The 15,907-nt window shown below is 36.6% G+C and carries 12 protein-coding genes; 10 read left to right on the top strand and 2 right to left on the bottom strand.

Translation table 11 applies throughout. From position 1 onward, the window contains the following. The first annotated feature begins 4 nt into the window (after positions 1-4). Positions 5-1,396, top strand: a complete 1,392-nt coding sequence (locus PXD56_RS02990; protein ID WP_276491875.1) for a Gfo/Idh/MocA family protein — start codon at positions 5-7, stop codon at positions 1,394-1,396. On the opposite strand, the gene PXD56_RS02985 is transcribed toward PXD56_RS02990, so the two are convergent. Beyond that, positions 1,397-1,870, bottom strand: coding sequence for an Lrp/AsnC family transcriptional regulator (locus PXD56_RS02985; RefSeq protein ID WP_036151696.1), 474 nt, complete (start codon positions 1,868-1,870; stop codon positions 1,397-1,399). Between the two features lie 535 nt (positions 1,871-2,405). Between PXD56_RS02985 and PXD56_RS02980 the strand changes: the two genes are divergently transcribed. The 4 genes from PXD56_RS02980 (at position 2,406) to PXD56_RS02965 (ending at position 8,410) form a co-directional block, all read left to right on the top strand. Further along, positions 2,406-5,366, top strand: coding sequence for a TonB-dependent receptor (locus PXD56_RS02980; RefSeq protein WP_276491874.1), 2,961 nt, complete (start codon positions 2,406-2,408; stop codon positions 5,364-5,366). 28 nt (positions 5,367-5,394) lie between these two features. Further along, complete coding sequence (locus PXD56_RS02975; protein ID WP_276491873.1) at positions 5,395-5,898, top strand: hypothetical protein; 504 nt, start codon at positions 5,395-5,397, stop codon at positions 5,896-5,898. 27 nt (positions 5,899-5,925) lie between these two features. Beyond that, the gene (locus PXD56_RS02970) at positions 5,926-7,116 is read left to right on the top strand and encodes a pyridoxal phosphate-dependent aminotransferase (protein ID WP_276491872.1); all 1,191 of its coding nucleotides are present in this window, start codon (positions 5,926-5,928) and stop codon (positions 7,114-7,116) included. 118 nt (positions 7,117-7,234) lie between these two features. Then, on the top strand, positions 7,235-8,410 hold the full coding sequence (locus PXD56_RS02965) for an AEC family transporter (RefSeq protein WP_276491871.1): 1,176 nt from the start codon (positions 7,235-7,237) through the stop codon (positions 8,408-8,410). An 8-nt stretch (positions 8,411-8,418) separates the two neighbouring features. On the opposite strand, the gene PXD56_RS02960 is transcribed toward PXD56_RS02965, so the two are convergent. Next, positions 8,419-9,771 (bottom strand): Gfo/Idh/MocA family protein, encoded by a 1,353-nt coding sequence (locus PXD56_RS02960; protein ID WP_276491870.1) that lies wholly within the window; start codon positions 9,769-9,771, stop codon positions 8,419-8,421. A 144-nt stretch (positions 9,772-9,915) separates the two neighbouring features. Here PXD56_RS02960 and PXD56_RS02955 point away from each other — a divergent pair, with 144 nt between their 5' ends. From PXD56_RS02955 to PXD56_RS02935, 5 genes are all read left to right on the top strand, one after another. Next, the gene (locus PXD56_RS02955) at positions 9,916-10,794 is read left to right on the top strand and encodes a nucleotidyltransferase family protein (protein ID WP_276491869.1); all 879 of its coding nucleotides are present in this window, start codon (positions 9,916-9,918) and stop codon (positions 10,792-10,794) included. 266 nt (positions 10,795-11,060) lie between these two features. Further along, positions 11,061-11,426 (top strand): DUF7009 family protein, encoded by a 366-nt coding sequence (locus tag PXD56_RS02950; protein WP_276491868.1) that lies wholly within the window; start codon positions 11,061-11,063, stop codon positions 11,424-11,426. Between the two features lie 84 nt (positions 11,427-11,510). Further along, positions 11,511-13,808 (top strand): FdhF/YdeP family oxidoreductase, encoded by a 2,298-nt coding sequence (locus tag PXD56_RS02945; protein WP_276491867.1) that lies wholly within the window; start codon positions 11,511-11,513, stop codon positions 13,806-13,808. Positions 13,809-14,044: 236 nt separating this feature from the next. Then, positions 14,045-14,908 carry a UDP-2,3-diacylglucosamine diphosphatase gene (locus PXD56_RS02940; RefSeq protein WP_276491866.1) on the top strand — a complete coding sequence of 288 codons (864 nt, stop codon included), beginning with the start codon at positions 14,045-14,047 and terminating at the stop codon, positions 14,906-14,908. Continuing rightward, entirely contained in the window at positions 14,905-15,903 is a 999-nt protein-coding gene (locus PXD56_RS02935; protein WP_276491865.1) for a glycosyltransferase family protein, read from the top strand. Before PXD56_RS02940 ends, PXD56_RS02935 begins: the two co-directional genes overlap by 4 nt. The last annotated feature ends 4 nt before the right edge of the window (positions 15,904-15,907 follow it).

Genomic DNA, 15,907 nt, shown 5'->3' with positions numbered 1-15,907 from the left:
ACTCATGAGTCAAAAAAATTCAAGAAGGTCGTTTATAAAACGGGCTTCGCTAACCTCAGCCGCATTAAGTACTGCACCATTTATAATATCGGCAACTACAAATCAGCCTCAACTTTTACAAAGAATATATTCTACAAAGGAATTTGGAGTAAATGAACAAATAAACATTGCCTTAATAGGCACGGGCATACAAGGTATTTATGATACGCAAGCAGCCCTACAGGTAACGGGTGTAAAAATCGTTGCCGCATGTGATCTATATACCGGTAGATTAGAACGCGCTAAAGAACTCTGGGGCAATGATATTTTTCTAACAAGAGATTACCGCGAAATTTTAAACAGAAAAGATATTGATGCTGTTTTAATTGCTACTTCCGATCACTGGCACCAAACGATAACCGTTGCCGCTCTAAAAGCAGGCAAGCATGTGTATTGCGAAAAACCAATGGTCCAAAATTTCAATGAGGGACAAGAAATCATAAAAGCACAACAAGCTTCTGGCAAAATCTGTCAAATTGGTAGTCAGGGTATGGCATCCCTTGGTAATGAAAAAGCAAAGGAACTTTATGAAGATGGTGCTATTGGTGATATTGTTATGTTAGATATGTATAATGACCGTTATTCTGCAGAAGGCGCTTGGCAATATCCTGTACCAACCGATGCTAGTGAAAAAACCGTAGATTTTGATACATTCTTGGGCAAGGCTCCAAAAGTACCTTATGATAACAATAGATTTTTTAGATGGAGAAACTATAAAGATTATGGAACCGGTGTTGCCGGCGATTTATTTGTTCATGCATTTTCAACTTTAAATTATGTCATTAGCTCAGACGGACCTAATAGAGCTTTGGCAACAGGTGGACTGCGTTATTGGAAAGATGGTAGAGACGTACCAGATGTTTCTATAACACTATATGATTATCCAAAGACCGAAACACACGCACCTTTTAATGCCGCATTTCGCATTAATTTCATTGCTGGTAGTGGCGGTGGTGGCGGATTTAAATTAATAGGTACTGAAGGAGAAATGGAAGTAGGCCAAAATTCGGTTACCGTAAACCGTTCTAAATTAAGTATGGAACCTAGCGGATACTCTATGATATCATTTACAGAAGATATGCAAGCGCAGATTAGAAAAGAATACGCGTCAAAAGAATTAAATACTAGAGCCAGTAGTTTAGCTACGGGATCAACTACTTGGCAAGCACCAAGAGATTATAAAGGAGCGCACTATGATCATTTCTATAACTTTTTCAACAGCATTAGAAACAACGAAAAAGTAATTCAAGACCCAAAATTTGGATTAAGAGCAGCAGGTGCGGCTCTTTTGGCAAACGAAAGCTATTCAAGAAAACAGCCGGTTCATTGGAATCCAAAAGAAATGAAACTAATGTAATTAATCTTCTTCTACTTCTACGAATTGAATGTGGCGTTCTAAGTTCTCTTCAATAGAAATAAAAGATTCTATACCGCGTATACCAGAAATACTAAGAATTTCATCTTGATATACTTGTTTGTAGTGAAAACTATCTCTTGCATGCATCTTTATAAAAACATCGTATTTTCCGGTTACGTGGTGTATTTTGACCACTTCCTCAATCTCATTCAACCGTGCCATTACCTTTTTAAATAGGCTAATTTCACTTAAGAAAATACCTAAAAAAATAGTCATCTTCCACCCCATCTTTGCATAGTCTAAACTAAGGGTTGCTCCTGTGATCAAACCCATTTCCCTCATTTTTCGCATTCGCATATGAACTGTACCAGGAGAAACGATCAATTTCTTCGCTACATCTGTATAGGGGGTCTGTGCATTTTCTGCTAAAATGTTTAAAATATTGAAATCAACTTGGTCTAATTTGTTTCTCATCTGTATAGTTGGTTTAAATGGCTATTTCAATAAAAGCTGAATATTTATTGAACAATTGTAGGTATTTGACCCTTTTTAACAAATTTAATTTATACTTATCTAATTTTTAGTTTAAATATGACAATAAAATAGCCAATTAATACGTTATTATTGATTTTCTCCTAATCAAATTATTAATTACATAAAAAGCACTTTTTTAGCTCGTAATATCATATTGTTACATTTTCATTTTCAAATTTTAAAAAATCTAAATTATTGATAATTTTTACTGAAAAAACTATCAATAATTCAATATTATCCTTCATAATACTTTAAAAAGCAGGCACTTAAAAAAATAGTGTATTTTTTTATCCGTAGAACAATTTATAATATTGTTCAAGTCATACTATCACTTAATAACATGATTATATGACCTGTAAAGTGTCCGGAACTTTTCTTTTACGCATAATGTATTCCCCCTATAGTTGTCCTTCTAAACCAAAGGATAACTAGTTAGGTAAATACATCATTGAGAAACAACTAAACTCACATGATTATGAAGAAAATTCTATTTTTAACTGTCTTGTCCTTATTCACTATGTTGGTACAAGCACAAGAAATCACCATTAACGGTAAAGTCTCTGACACACAAGGACCTTTACCCGGTGTAAACGTAATGGTCAAAGGAACCACTAAAGGGGTCATTACAGATTTTGATGGTCTCTACTCCATCACGGCATCTAGCGATGCCATACTTGTATATTCTTTTATAGGGTATGCAAAATTAGAAATACCAGTAAATAGTAAAACTACAATTAATGCTATTCTTGAAGAATCTGCAGAACAATTAACAGAAACAGTTGTTGTAGGTTCTAGAGGACAAGCAAGAACAAAATTACAGACCGCAGCTCCTGTAGATGTTATAAGCGTGAGCAAACAAGCCATTAACATGCCACAATTGGATGTTGGTCAATTACTTGTTGCTTCCGCACCATCGTTTACCGCCGTTAGATCACAGGGTGGCGACCTTAGTGCTTCGGTTACACCTCCTTCTTTAAGAGGCTTGGGTCCCAATCAATTATTGGTTTTAGTAAATGGTAAAAGACGCCATAGTGGAGCACAGTTGATAAGTTCCGCAACGGGGGGATCTGCAAATTCAGTTGATATGGATTTCATTTCCTTGGATGCTATAGACCGTGTGGAAGTTCTACGGGACGGTGCCTCAGCACAATATGGTTCTGACGCTATTGCAGGGGTAATCAATATAGTTACCAGAAAAGGTACAGACAAATTCACAGCAAACTACACTGCTGGTTTTTATACCAATTCCAATCCAGATATCAGTGATTCCAATATCAGTGAATCTGACCAAGATTTGCTTAACGATACGGACGGAGTAGATGGCATAACACATCAACTTGGAATCAATTACGGAACCTCTTTTGAAAACGGAGGATATCTTAACGTTGCAGGAACCTATCGTCAAAATGAAGCCGCAATTCGCCCAAACATTAGCGGCGCTACACCTTATGGCGACTCTTATTTAAATAACGAACGAACAGATGCACAGGGTAACCCTATAATAACCAATCCAGAATTATTGGCAGCACAAACAGCTGGAGATGCTGCACTTGCCGCAGAATTACAGACAGATGCGGGTCTACTTGCCGCACGTGGCCTTACTGCGAGAGACATATCCACCTTTGCAGGTTTATCACCGAGTGTATTGGGTGTAGTTTCTTATGATTTAGAAATACCACTTTCCGAAACATCTGAAAGCAGCTTTTATTCCTTTGGTGATTTCGGGTATAAATCCGGTCAACTATTTGGATGTTTTTATAGAAGATCAGCACAAACCGATCGTTTCAATTATGACCTATATCCTAACGGTTTTAGACCACAAATGACTAATGACCAAACCAATTTGGCTTTTACAGGTGGTATTAAAGGAAAAGTTGGTGAATGGGACTTTGATTTTAGCAATACCTTTGGCACCAATACTCAAAGACTTGGACAATTTAATACGTTTAACGCCAGTTTACAATCCGCTTCACCAACAGAAATGGATTTGGGTACGCACAAATTTACACAGAACACAACCAATTTTGACCTTTCTAGATACTATCCAGATTTCTTATCTGGCCTTAACATAGCTATTGGAGGAGAATTTAGAATTGAAAACTATATTATAGAAAGAGGACAAGAAGAAAGTTACGCTGCAGGCGATGCAGGTGTTATTACCGCAACAGAAGACAATCAACAACTTATTGGACCAGATGGTTTTCCTTTAGAAGGTTTGGACGGCAGTCCAATTGTTGATGCTAATGGAGATGCTCTTGTACTACCTTATGGCGGTGTGAGCTCTTATCCTGTACTACAATACAGTCCAAATTGTCAATGTTTTAGAGGTTTTGCCCCTGAGAACGAGGCAAATGAGTTTCGCTCTGTTACTGGACTTTATTTAGACTTAGAATTAGATGTTACAGACAAATGGTTTGTTAGTGGTGCGTTACGTACAGAACAATACTCAGATTTTGGCGGGGTTTTTACCGGAAAATTTGCTACTCGTTATTCTATTACAGATAATTTATCAGTTAGAGGATCGATAAGTAATGGCTTTAGAGCACCATCATTACAAGAATTGAATTACTCACATACGTTTACCTTTTTTGTAGATCTAGAACCGTTTGACGGAACACTTTACCCAAATAGCAGTCAGGTCGCAAAAACTATTGGTATTCAACAATTACAGGAAGAAAGATCAACCAACATTGGTTTAGGTATTACAGCAAAACTTTTTAATAAGTTAGACCTTAGTATTGATGCCTTTCAAATCGATATTAAAGACCGCTTGTTCAGTACTGGAAACTTCAGCGCAGATGATGCCCCAGCTTTAGAACCACTTATAGGTGCTGGTTTGGCAAGTTTTAGAATCAACGGTGGTGATATTAGTACAAAAGGTATAGAAATAGTAGCTAACTATAGTGAAAAAGTTGGTGAAGGAATGTTGAATCTAAACGTATCCGGATTGCTATCAGACAGAACCTTTGAAGGTGCAAACGTTCCCGACTTGAATACGGATTTGACCGATCAAGAACTTGAAGATCTTTATATTGACCGTGCCGTAATAGGTGCCTATGAGCAAGGTGTTCCAAATACGCAATTTATTGCTTCCGCAACCTACAGCATAGGAAAATGGTCTGGAATGTTAAGAGGTAACTATTTTGGGGAAATCGCCAGAATAGATGACGGAATTGGCACTTTGACCGATGCAAACTTTCCAAATGTTGGAGAACAGGGTTATTCTGATCAAACATTTTCTGCTCAGGTTACCTCTGATTTAGGAATTACATATAAGGCATCTGAGAACTTGGCCTTTACCCTTACCGGACAAAATATTTTCAATAATTATCCCGATTTATACCGATCAGAAGAAAGAGGTTTTTACCTATACGGTAATGCACAACAAGGATCTCTAGGGGCTTTTTATTCAGTAAGGGCTACACTAAGCTTCTAATTGATGTTTAATATTAAAAATTAAGAAAATGATAAAGACATATATAAAAAAGTTAAGTGTATTAACTATAATCTTAATAACATTTGGGTCGTGCGATTTAGAACGGCTAGATTCAGCTCAAGAGGTAGCCGAAGGTGGTGGCACCTTAGACACTTTTACAGCCTATACCATAGATTCTACAGACCCAATGGGATCCAATGTTTTTGGAAGAATCGTATTCTGGAAAACTGACTTGGAGCAAACCTTGGTACAAATATCACTTTACAATACTATTGAAGATACTTTACACCCAGCAGTACTTATTGATGGAGCCGTTGGCGTTGGAACTTCGGTATCAGTTTCGTTAGATGATGTAGATGGATCAACCGGAGAATTGGCAGCAAATAAGTTTTTCCTTATTTCTGACACCTCGTTCTACGATTCAATTGAATCAATGGATGCACACGTAAGTATTTCTTTAAGTCCAGATGACAGTACTGTAGTGGCCGAGGGGAATATTGGCGCCAATGCCGACCCTGTAGAAACAAACTAGAAACTTTTAACTTAAACATAGCACATTATGAAAACAAATGTAAACAGAAGAGATTGGCTTAAGAAAGGCGTACTCACGGCGGCAGGTGTAATGGCAGCACCTTATTTGACCTATGGTGCTTTTCCCTCTCAACCTATTGCATTAGATGCAAAAGGAAACATACCGTACACTCCGTTTTTTAAAGAGTATTTACCATATGCACCAACAGAACCTTTAGCGCTTGCAGCAAAATTGAATGCAAACGAAAATCCTTATGGTCCATCACCAATGGCTGTTTCTGCAATGCAGGAATATGCACCAAAAGGAAACCGATATGCTTGGAAAGAGCTGTATCAATTAATGGATAAAATTGCTGTAGAAGAAGGTGTTAAGCAAGAGAATATTATGATGGGTCCAGGATCCTCTGATTTATTGGAAAAAACGGCAATGGTATTCTTCCAAAACGGAGGAAACATTGTTTCTGCAGATCCTGCATACATGTCTTTGATCAAAGTAGCTCAAGCTACCGGTGCTACTTGGAAACCAATTCCACTAAAGAAAGACTGGTCTCACGATTTAGCGGCAATGGAAGCGGCTATAGATGAAGATACCAAATTGGTATACATCTGTAACCCGAACAACCCTACAGGTAGTATGACGGATCACGCAGAACTAATCGATTTTTGTTCTCGAGTATCTGAAAAGACACCAATTTTTGTTGATGAGGCATATTTAGGCTTTTTAGACGATGCTGCTAAAAAGAGTATGGTATCACTTATCAACGAAGGTAAAAATGTAATCATTGCGCGTACTTTCTCTAAAATACAAGGTATGGCAGGCTTACGTGTTGGTTATGTAATTGCACAACCGGAAACTTTAGACATCATACAAAAAATTACACGTGGTGGTATGGGTATATCCTTACCATCTGTATATGCTGCAATGGCAAGTATGGAAGATATTGCTTTCAAAGATAAATCTAGAAAATTGAATAAAGAATGTAGGGAATATGTGTATGAAAACCTTGATCGTTTAGGGTTCGAATATGTGCCTTCTTCTACAAGTTTTATCATATTCCCAATAGAAATGGACGGTAAACCTTTCTTAGAAAAAATGACCGCCGAAGGTGTTGGTGTAAGAGCTTTTGAAATCTACGGAAAAAACTGGTGCCGAGTAAGTATGGGTACTATGGATGAAATGAAGCTGTTTACAACTGCCCTTGAAAAAGTGCTAGTTTAAGTTTGAATTAGTCCAGGAGTTGAATATGCAGATAATTGCCTTGACAACAACGATCTAAATTCAACTCCTAAGGACTATTCATAATTCATCTTAATACTTAATCCAAAACACTCTAAAAATGAATTTTGCACTACAAAAAACCCTCGAATTAATACTTATTATAGGTCTTGGTGTACTTCTACAAAAGAAGGTAGCCAAGCAAGATTTAAAAGGAGTTAAAGTCTTAATATTAAGTGTTGCCCTACCTGCAACAATCTTTGTTGCACTACTAAAAATAGAACTTAACGGAACTTTATTGGCCTACCCATTAATGGCCTTGACCTTCAATTTGTTAATGCTGCTAGCTAGTAAATATTTTTTAGCGGCATCTTTACCCAATGAAGAGAATAGTAAAAAACGGACCTTGATGATGCTATTGCCATCTACTGCACCTGGTCTATCATGTTTTCCATTTATTGTAGCTTACTTAGGTGATGATACCTTGGCACTGGCTGCACTTGCAGATATTGGAAATAAAATATTTGTTTTGATACTACTGTACATGTTAGCCATGCATTGGTATCGAAAAAATTCAATTACAGAGAAAAAAGAATCATCTAAAAGCAAACTAAAAGGTCTACTAGTATCATTGATTAATGAGCCTATAAATATGGTCATTGTAGTGGGCTTGGTTATGCTAGGTTTTGGATTGAACCTTTCTTCTCTTCCTTCTTTTTTTCAAAACACTGCGTTAAGTATAAAAAGCTTAATGACCCCATTAGTTCTACTATTTATAGGTATGGCAGTTAGAATAAATTCGGGGGAGTTTAAACTAATCTTGTCCATGCTTTTACGTAGAAGTGGTCTAGCATTTTTACTTAGCGGAGTTTTTGCTTTTATTTTACCGGGATTAACACCGGCTATGATTCTACTATTGGTCGTATTTCCACAAAGTGCCTGTAGCTTCTGGCCTTTTGCCCACATGAGCGCCATACAATCAATGGAAGATAAAGACGAGCACCCAAAACCAACTTTTGATGTCAACTTCGGATTAAATATTTTGGCATGTTCGCTGCCTTTTTCTACATTGTTAATTATTGGTATCTTTTCTTTTAGTGACTACTTTATAAATCCGTTGACATTAATTGGACTTGGCACAGTAATTCTAGCAATCACTTTTACTCCGGATATTATAAAGTCAATTAGTACAAATCGCGGTCAAAAAATAATAACTGACGATTCTCAAATTACAATTGCGAATAACAATTTTAACCGCGAAGACAAAAAAAACTTAAACGAAGCAAAGGCTAGTTGAAGCTATGCTCAATATATTTCTTTCATCCACTGATAAGGATTTCTTTTCATCCAAAGGCCTCGAGTAAAATCTGGAAAATCTTGAGGCTCACTATTATTGGCAATCGAAACTTCTGAAAGCGGCGTAACCGCACTCCAAGCGGCTGCATCATAAGCATCTAAAGGTGGGGCTATGTTCTGTTTTGCAGATTCCACAAATGAGTTCAGTACAAAAAAGTCCATTCCGCCATGACCTGCGTTTAATGCATACTCACCATATTTTTTCCAAAGTGGGTGATCATACTTATCCAACCAAGGTTGCGCATCATCCCATTGATGAGGTTCAGATTTGCCTTCCACATAAATTCTGCTACCATCAACTTCCCAAAGTCCGTTGGCACCTTGCGCACGAAATCCTAAAGAATAAGGTCTAGGTAGATTACAATCATGTGTAATAATAATTGTTTCTCCATTTGCGGTATCTATGGTAGAAGTAATGACATCACCCTGCTTAAACTTCAATTTAGCATTAGGGTGTTCTTCTCCTCCTTCCTTTACAATATAATTATGCAACCCTATCCCTTTAGATGCATGAGAAGTCATTGACATAAAACGATTACCACGGTTAACATCTGCCATTACGGCAATAGGTCCTAATCCATGAGTTGGGTATACATCGGCATTTCTTTTTAGAGAATGATCGGTACGCCATTTAGATTCGGATATTCCTTTTCCACCGAATTCCACACCCTTTCCATAAGCCGTTTTACCATCATTAAATTTTACATGGCGTAAATCATGCTGATACCCACATCTATAATGCACCATTTCACCAAATACGTTTTGTTTCACCATATTTAGAACCGCCAAAACATCTCTACGGTAATTTACATTTTCCAAAATCATCATATGCGTACCCGTGCGCTCATGGGTATTTACCAGATCCCAACATTCTTCCAAGGTATTAGAAGCAGAAACTTCTACACCAGAATATTTTCCAGCCTCCATAGCATCTACCGTCATGCGCGTGTGCCACAACCAAGGTGTAGCAATAATTACGGCATCAACCTCTTGTAAAGCTAATAGATTTTTATAATCATGATCATTTGCACCAAACACTTTTGGAGCCTTTCCTTTTGCATCTGATATATGCTTTTTAGCAATTGTTATTCTCTCTTCGTCTACATCACAAATAGCGGTAACGTTGACATCTTTTCGAAGTAACAAGTTTTGTAAATGGTTGGTTCCTCTTAACCCTACTCCAATTAAACCAACATTTAATTTATCTGCAGCGCTAAAGCTATTTTGGGCAAAACCAGGTACTGCAAATAGTCCCATACCTGCCAATGATATATTTCTAATAAAATTTCTTCTTGTTGCCATTTAGTTGTAAAGTTTATGAACTTTGAATTTATAAAAACTTACCGATCTAGATTAACTAATCATCAAGTTTATAGATGTTAAAACCGATATATTGTACGAATTTTAATCACATTCGCTATTTTTGACCCGTAAATACAGAAAATTATGACATTACTTTTAATGGCTGCCGGTAGCGGTAGTAGATATGGAAAGCTAAAACAATTTGATGATTTAGGACCTAATGGAGAGTTTTTAATGGAGTTTGCCATTTATGATGCCATTCAGAATAATTTTGATCAAATTGTAGTTATTACTAAAAAGGAGAATGTATCTTTTTTAGAAGAGCACCTTTCTAAAAGAATACCAAGCACTATAAAATTAAACGTTCTTGCTCAAGAACTTACAGATTTACCTGACGGTGTTACGTTCACTGGTGAGCGTAAAAAACCTTGGGGTACAGCTCATGCGGTTTGGACGGCAAGAAAAGTAATTGACGGACCATTCGTAGTAATCAATGCCGATGATTTTTATGGTCAATCTGCCTATAAAAAAGCGGCTGATTTTATGAAGTCTGACGACAACGCCTATGCCCTTTTAGGTTATACGTTGAAAGATACATTATCTGAACATGGATCAGTGTCTAGAGGTGTTTGCGAAGTAAATGGCGACAACCTAGTTTCTGTACAAGAAAGACTTAAACTTGTACAAAAAGAGAACAGCATTGTAGATGAAGATACCAATCTAGAATTTACCGGTGACGAACAAGCCAGTATGAACTTTTGGGTATGTAGACCATCTATCTTTGATAAAATTGAATCTGAATTCAGAATATTCTTGAAAGATGAAGATCGAATTGCAAACAGCGAACTATACATTCCCTTAATGATACAAGAAATGTTACAGGCCAACGAAATTGAAGTGAAGTGTATTCCTTCTGGTGGAGATTGGTTTGGTGTTACGTATGCAAGTGATAAAGAAAAAGCAATGAACAGTTTAAAAGAAAAATCTGATTCGGGCAAATACCCTGCTCCTATTTGGAAATAAGACTTTTACAACAAAACGAAAAGACCCATTAGATTTCTATTTAATGGGTCTTTTTATATTTAAAAAAGGCTTAAACTAAAAAGAGTCCGATCTTAACAGACCGGACTCTTTTACGAGAACACTATATGAAAATGAAAAAATTTTATTTCGTTTTTAATAACACTGTAAATGTACAGGTACCATTAAATATTAAAAACAAATTGATGTCAACTGCTCATTTTTTGTTGTCAGATGGTCTATTTTTGTTGTGAACTCAATTTATAGCTATGAAAATTAGAATAAAAGGTGATTCCATTCGGTTTAGACTTACCCAAACAGAAGTGAAATCTCTATCGGACAATGGACAGATACATGACAGCACTAATTTTGGAACTATAAAATTCAACTACGGCGTAGTTTTAAAGAGTACTATAGAACAGCTTCATATTAGTTTTGATAACAATAGCATAATTTTAGAAATGCCAGAAGCCATAGGTAAAGCATGGTTTTCAAATGACATCATTACATATGACCACACTATGAAAACAGCTGCTGGGAACGACCTATACCTTTTACTTGAGAAAGATTTTACTTGTTTAGATAATACCATTGAAGATCAATCTGATAATTACCCAAACCCTAAATTGAGTTAAATTCTTTAGTATTTAATATCTTTTAAGATAGTTTTTAATAACATTGAGTACCGCCATTACTATAACAATCACTAAGTTTATAGTATGGATGCAAAAACTGAACGTAAGGTCTCCTTTAGAGGCTCAGAGGAATTTCTAGACATTGAACTAAAAGATCCAATTACACATGCCGCAGGATATTTAGGTGTGCGTGAAGCTTTAAAGCATACTTTTAAGGAGATGGGCGTTCTTAGATCTATGCGAACCTTGCTTAGCATGAATCAAAAAGATGGCTTCGATTGCCCTAGTTGTGCATGGCCAGACCCAGAACATCCTTCACCCGTAGCTGAATATTGTGAAAATGGAGCTAAAGCTTTGGGAGATGAAGCTACCACTGACAAAATTGACGCCAGTTTCTTCCAGAAAAATTCAGTTGAACAACTATCTCAATTAACCGACTTCGAATTAAATAAATTTGGTCGTTTGGTAGAACCAATGGTTTTAAAACCGGGCAGTGTTCATTACCAACCTATTTCATGGCAAGCAGCTTTTGACTTAATAGCAACTGAATTAAAAAAATTGAACAACCCAGATGAGGCTATTTTTTATACCTCTGGCAGATCTAGTAATGAAGCTGCCTTTTTATACGGAATGTTTGCACGTGCATTAGGCACCAATAACTTACCAGATTGCTCTAACATGTGCCACGAAAGTAGTGGTGTTGCATTGGGCGAAACTTTGGGTATAGGCAAGGGATCAACAACTTTAGAGGACCTTTATGAGGCTGAGGTAATTTTAATTGCCGGACAAAACCCAGGCACCAACCACCCAAGAATGTTATCTGCATTAGAAAAATGCAAGCAGAATGGTGGTAAGGTTATCAGTATAAATCCACTTGAAGAGTCTGGGCTAGTAAACTTCAAGAACCCACAACATCTTGGTGGATGGATCGGTGGTGGCGAAGACATGGCAGATATTCATTTGCCGGTCAACATCAATCAAGACATTCCTTTAGTGAAGCTGATTCTTAAAAAATTAGTTGCTCTAGACAAACAATCAAAAGATGTATTTGACCATGCTTTTATTGAAAAATATACAGATGGATATGAATCTTTAATCTCTGATTTAAAAAATTACAATTCAGAAGACCTTTTATCACAAACGGGCGTATCAGAAGAAAAAATCAATGAAACGGTTGCTCTACTAGCAAACAAATCTAAAATTATAGTGTGTTGGGCAATGGGTCTAACCCAACATAAGAATGGAGTTGAAAACATAAGAGAATTCATCAACCTTCTTTTGTTAAAAGGTGCCATAGGTAAACCAAATGCAGGTACTTGTCCAGTTCGTGGGCACAGTAACGTACAAGGCGATCGTAGCGTTGGCATTCAACACTTTGTTGATAAAGACATGAATGCCCGCATAAAAAAACATTTAGGTTTCACCCCACCAGATCATGAGGGCGTAGATGTAGTAGGTACATTAAAAGCTATGTATGAAGGTAATGCCAAAGTATTCATGTGCTTGGGCGGTAACTTTTTAATGGCGGCATCTGACACCGAATACACTGCAAAAGGCTTACAAAATTGTGACCTTACCGTACAAATAAGTACGAAGCTGAATAGAACCCATTTAATTACAGGAAAAACTGCATTGATTCTACCAACTATTGGGAGGTCAGAAAAAGATATGAAAGATGGCAAGCCACGCCATTTTACAGTTGAAAATAGTATGGGTCGTGTTAAAAGATCGAAAGGAATACTTAAGCCCGCAGCAGATACCATAATGAGCGAACCTGAGATTATCGCCAATATGGGTCTTGCTTATTTTGGTGAAGGTCATTCTATGAACTGGAAATCTTTAGGAAATGACTATGAATTGATTAGAACGCGAATAGACCAAGTAGCAAAAGGTTTTAGCAAGACAGAAGAGCGTTCTGTAGGCGCAGGCTACTATTTACCAAACAACGTGCGTGAGCTTGATTTTAGCATGCTACCCAACGGAAAAGCACAATTTTCAATCAATAAACTACCCGAACATAGTTTAGCAAAAGACGAATACATGTTAATGACCATTCGTTCTCATGACCAATTCAACACTACCATTTACGGTTTAGATGATCGCTATAGAGGTGTTTATAATGCAAGACGCGTAATTTTCATGAACATTAATGACATGAAAGCTGTAGGTCTCAATAAATTAGATGTGGTAGATATTACCAGTACTTATGACGATACTATTAGAGTTGCCCATAATTTCAAGGTAGTACCCTATAATATTCCCTCAGGCAATTTGGCTTCTTATTTCCCAGAAACCAATGTACTTGTACCTTACAACCATTTTGCAGACCGTAGTAAAACACCAATTAGCAAATCTGTTAAAGTGAGATTGGTAAAGAAATAGTTAACCAATTAACCATTGAAATTCAAGTACATAACAATCTGGTAACTCAAATATAAGTTAGCAGTAACCTATCTATCCCCGTATATTTTGAAACTTTACGGTCATATGTTTCAGCACATGAAATCTATTACATTGACCGTTTGTCCAAAACTACATCTTGCACAGCATGCCAAGTTGGAGGTCAATGTAACCCTCATTACTTTTTCAAAATTAAGTAAGAAACCTCCAATCAGTATATGAAAAAAAGACCAGTTGATATTGTGGTCATTTCTGATGTTCATTTAGGAACATACGGTTGCCACGCCAAAGAACTATTGAAATATATGAAATCTATAAAGCCAAAAGAAGTAATTCTTAACGGTGATATTGTAGATATATGGCAGTTTAGCAAACGCTATTGGCCCAAATCTCATATGAAAGTTATTAAGCTTTTATTAGAGTGGGTGGCAAAAGGAATTCCCGTTCATTATGTAACAGGGAACCATGATGAGCTTTTACGCAAATTTTCTGGCAATAGAATGGGATCTTTAAGCATTGTAAATAAGATGGTCATTCCACTAGAAGATAAAAAAGCATGGATTTTTCATGGTGATGTGTTCGATGTAACCATGCAGCATTCTAAATGGGTTGCCAAATTAGGTGCTAAAGGTTATGACTTTTTAATTTTGTTAAATAGGGCAATTAACTTCATTAGCAAGAAAATGGGCAAGGGTCCTATTTCTATGTCAAAAAAAATTAAGAACGGGGTTAAATCTGCCGTAAAATTTATAAACGACTTTGAACAGATTGCAGCAGATATTGCAATAGAAAATGGATATGATTACGTGATATGCGGACATATTCACCAACCAGAAATACGTAAAATAAAAACAGACAAAGGGGAAGTCACCTACTTAAATTCAGGAGATTGGATAGAAAATTTAACCGCCTTAGAATACCATAAAGGCAAATGGAAACTTTACTCTTATTTAGAAGACCAATTGACCATAGACCATAAAGAGGATTCTAAAGAAGAAACATTTGTCTTAGAAAAGGCAGAACTCTTTCAAAGCTTATTAGAAGAGTTTAGAATTAGTGGAATGACACAACAAAGCAAATGAGAGTACTATACGCCATACAAGGAACCGGTAACGGCCACTTAAGCAGAGCAAGAGATGTAATTCCTGCACTTTTAAAACATAACATTTCGTTAGACATTTTGGTTAGCGGCATACAAGCTGATATTAAGTTGCCCTACCCGGTTAAGTATCAATTAAAAGGACTCAGCTTCATCTTTGGTAAAAAAGGTGGCGTAGATGTATGGAAAACTTATTACAAGGCAAATTCTTTGCGTTTACAGAAAGAAATTAAAAGCATACCCGTAGAAGATTACGACTTGGTCATAAACGATTTTGAACCTGTAACCGCTTGGGCTTGTAAACTAAAGAACAAACCCTGTTACAGCTTTAGCCACCAAGCAGCGGTATTATCCGATCGAGCTCCGAAACCAAAGAAGAAAGATAGAATGGGCAAATGGATACTAAATAACTATGCCCCAACAAGTCAGCAATTCGGTTTACATTTTAAATCTTATGAAGACAATATTTACACTCCTATAATCAGAGATGATATTAGGTCGGCACCAATTACGAACGGTGACCATTACACAGTGTACCTTCCCTCCTACAGTGATGAAAAATTATTAAAATTTTTAAGCCGGATAAAAAGTGTTAAATGGGAAGTATTTTCTAAACACAACACTTATGAATATTTTCATAAAAACATATATATAAAACCAATAACTAATAATGCTTTTGTAAAAAGCATGGCTTCTAGTAAAGGTGTTCTATGCGGAGCAGGTTTTGAGACTCCTGCAGAAAGTCTTTACATGCAAAAGAAATTACTCGTTGTACCTATGAAAGGGCAATATGAGCAACAATGTAATGCTGCAGCTTTAGCAGATATGGGAGTTCCTATTATAAAATCACTTAAAAAGAAACATGTTGACAAAGTAAAAGCTTGGCTAAATTCAGATACCGTTATACCTGTAAATTATCCAGACATTACAGATAAAATTGTTTCAAAACTTCTAGAAGAATCTTTAGCAACTTGCTAAAAAA

The sequence above is a fragment of the Maribacter zhoushanensis genome (assembly GCF_029350975.1).
Lineage (GTDB): Bacteria > Bacteroidota > Bacteroidia > Flavobacteriales > Flavobacteriaceae > Maribacter > Maribacter zhoushanensis.
This window is presented reverse-complemented; position numbering and strand designations above follow the sequence as displayed.

Excerpts from the sequence above, each read along its gene's own strand:
- PXD56_RS02990 (WP_276491875.1), top strand. The coding sequence starts at position 5 with ATGAGTCAAAAAAATTCAAGAAGGTCGTTTATAAAACGGGCTTCGCTA.
- PXD56_RS02985 (WP_036151696.1), bottom strand. The coding sequence starts at position 1,870 with ATGAGAAACAAATTAGACCAAGTTGATTTCAATATTTTAAACATTTTA.
- PXD56_RS02980 (WP_276491874.1), top strand. The coding sequence starts at position 2,406 with ATGAAGAAAATTCTATTTTTAACTGTCTTGTCCTTATTCACTATGTTG.
- PXD56_RS02975 (WP_276491873.1), top strand. The coding sequence starts at position 5,395 with ATGATAAAGACATATATAAAAAAGTTAAGTGTATTAACTATAATCTTA.
- PXD56_RS02970 (WP_276491872.1), top strand. The coding sequence starts at position 5,926 with ATGAAAACAAATGTAAACAGAAGAGATTGGCTTAAGAAAGGCGTACTC.
- PXD56_RS02965 (WP_276491871.1), top strand. The coding sequence starts at position 7,235 with ATGAATTTTGCACTACAAAAAACCCTCGAATTAATACTTATTATAGGT.
- PXD56_RS02960 (WP_276491870.1), bottom strand. The coding sequence starts at position 9,771 with ATGGCAACAAGAAGAAATTTTATTAGAAATATATCATTGGCAGGTATG.
- PXD56_RS02955 (WP_276491869.1), top strand. The coding sequence starts at position 9,916 with ATGACATTACTTTTAATGGCTGCCGGTAGCGGTAGTAGATATGGAAAG.
- PXD56_RS02950 (WP_276491868.1), top strand. The coding sequence starts at position 11,061 with ATGAAAATTAGAATAAAAGGTGATTCCATTCGGTTTAGACTTACCCAA.
- PXD56_RS02945 (WP_276491867.1), top strand. The coding sequence starts at position 11,511 with ATGGATGCAAAAACTGAACGTAAGGTCTCCTTTAGAGGCTCAGAGGAA.
- PXD56_RS02940 (WP_276491866.1), top strand. The coding sequence starts at position 14,045 with ATGAAAAAAAGACCAGTTGATATTGTGGTCATTTCTGATGTTCATTTA.
- PXD56_RS02935 (WP_276491865.1), top strand. The coding sequence starts at position 14,905 with ATGAGAGTACTATACGCCATACAAGGAACCGGTAACGGCCACTTAAGC.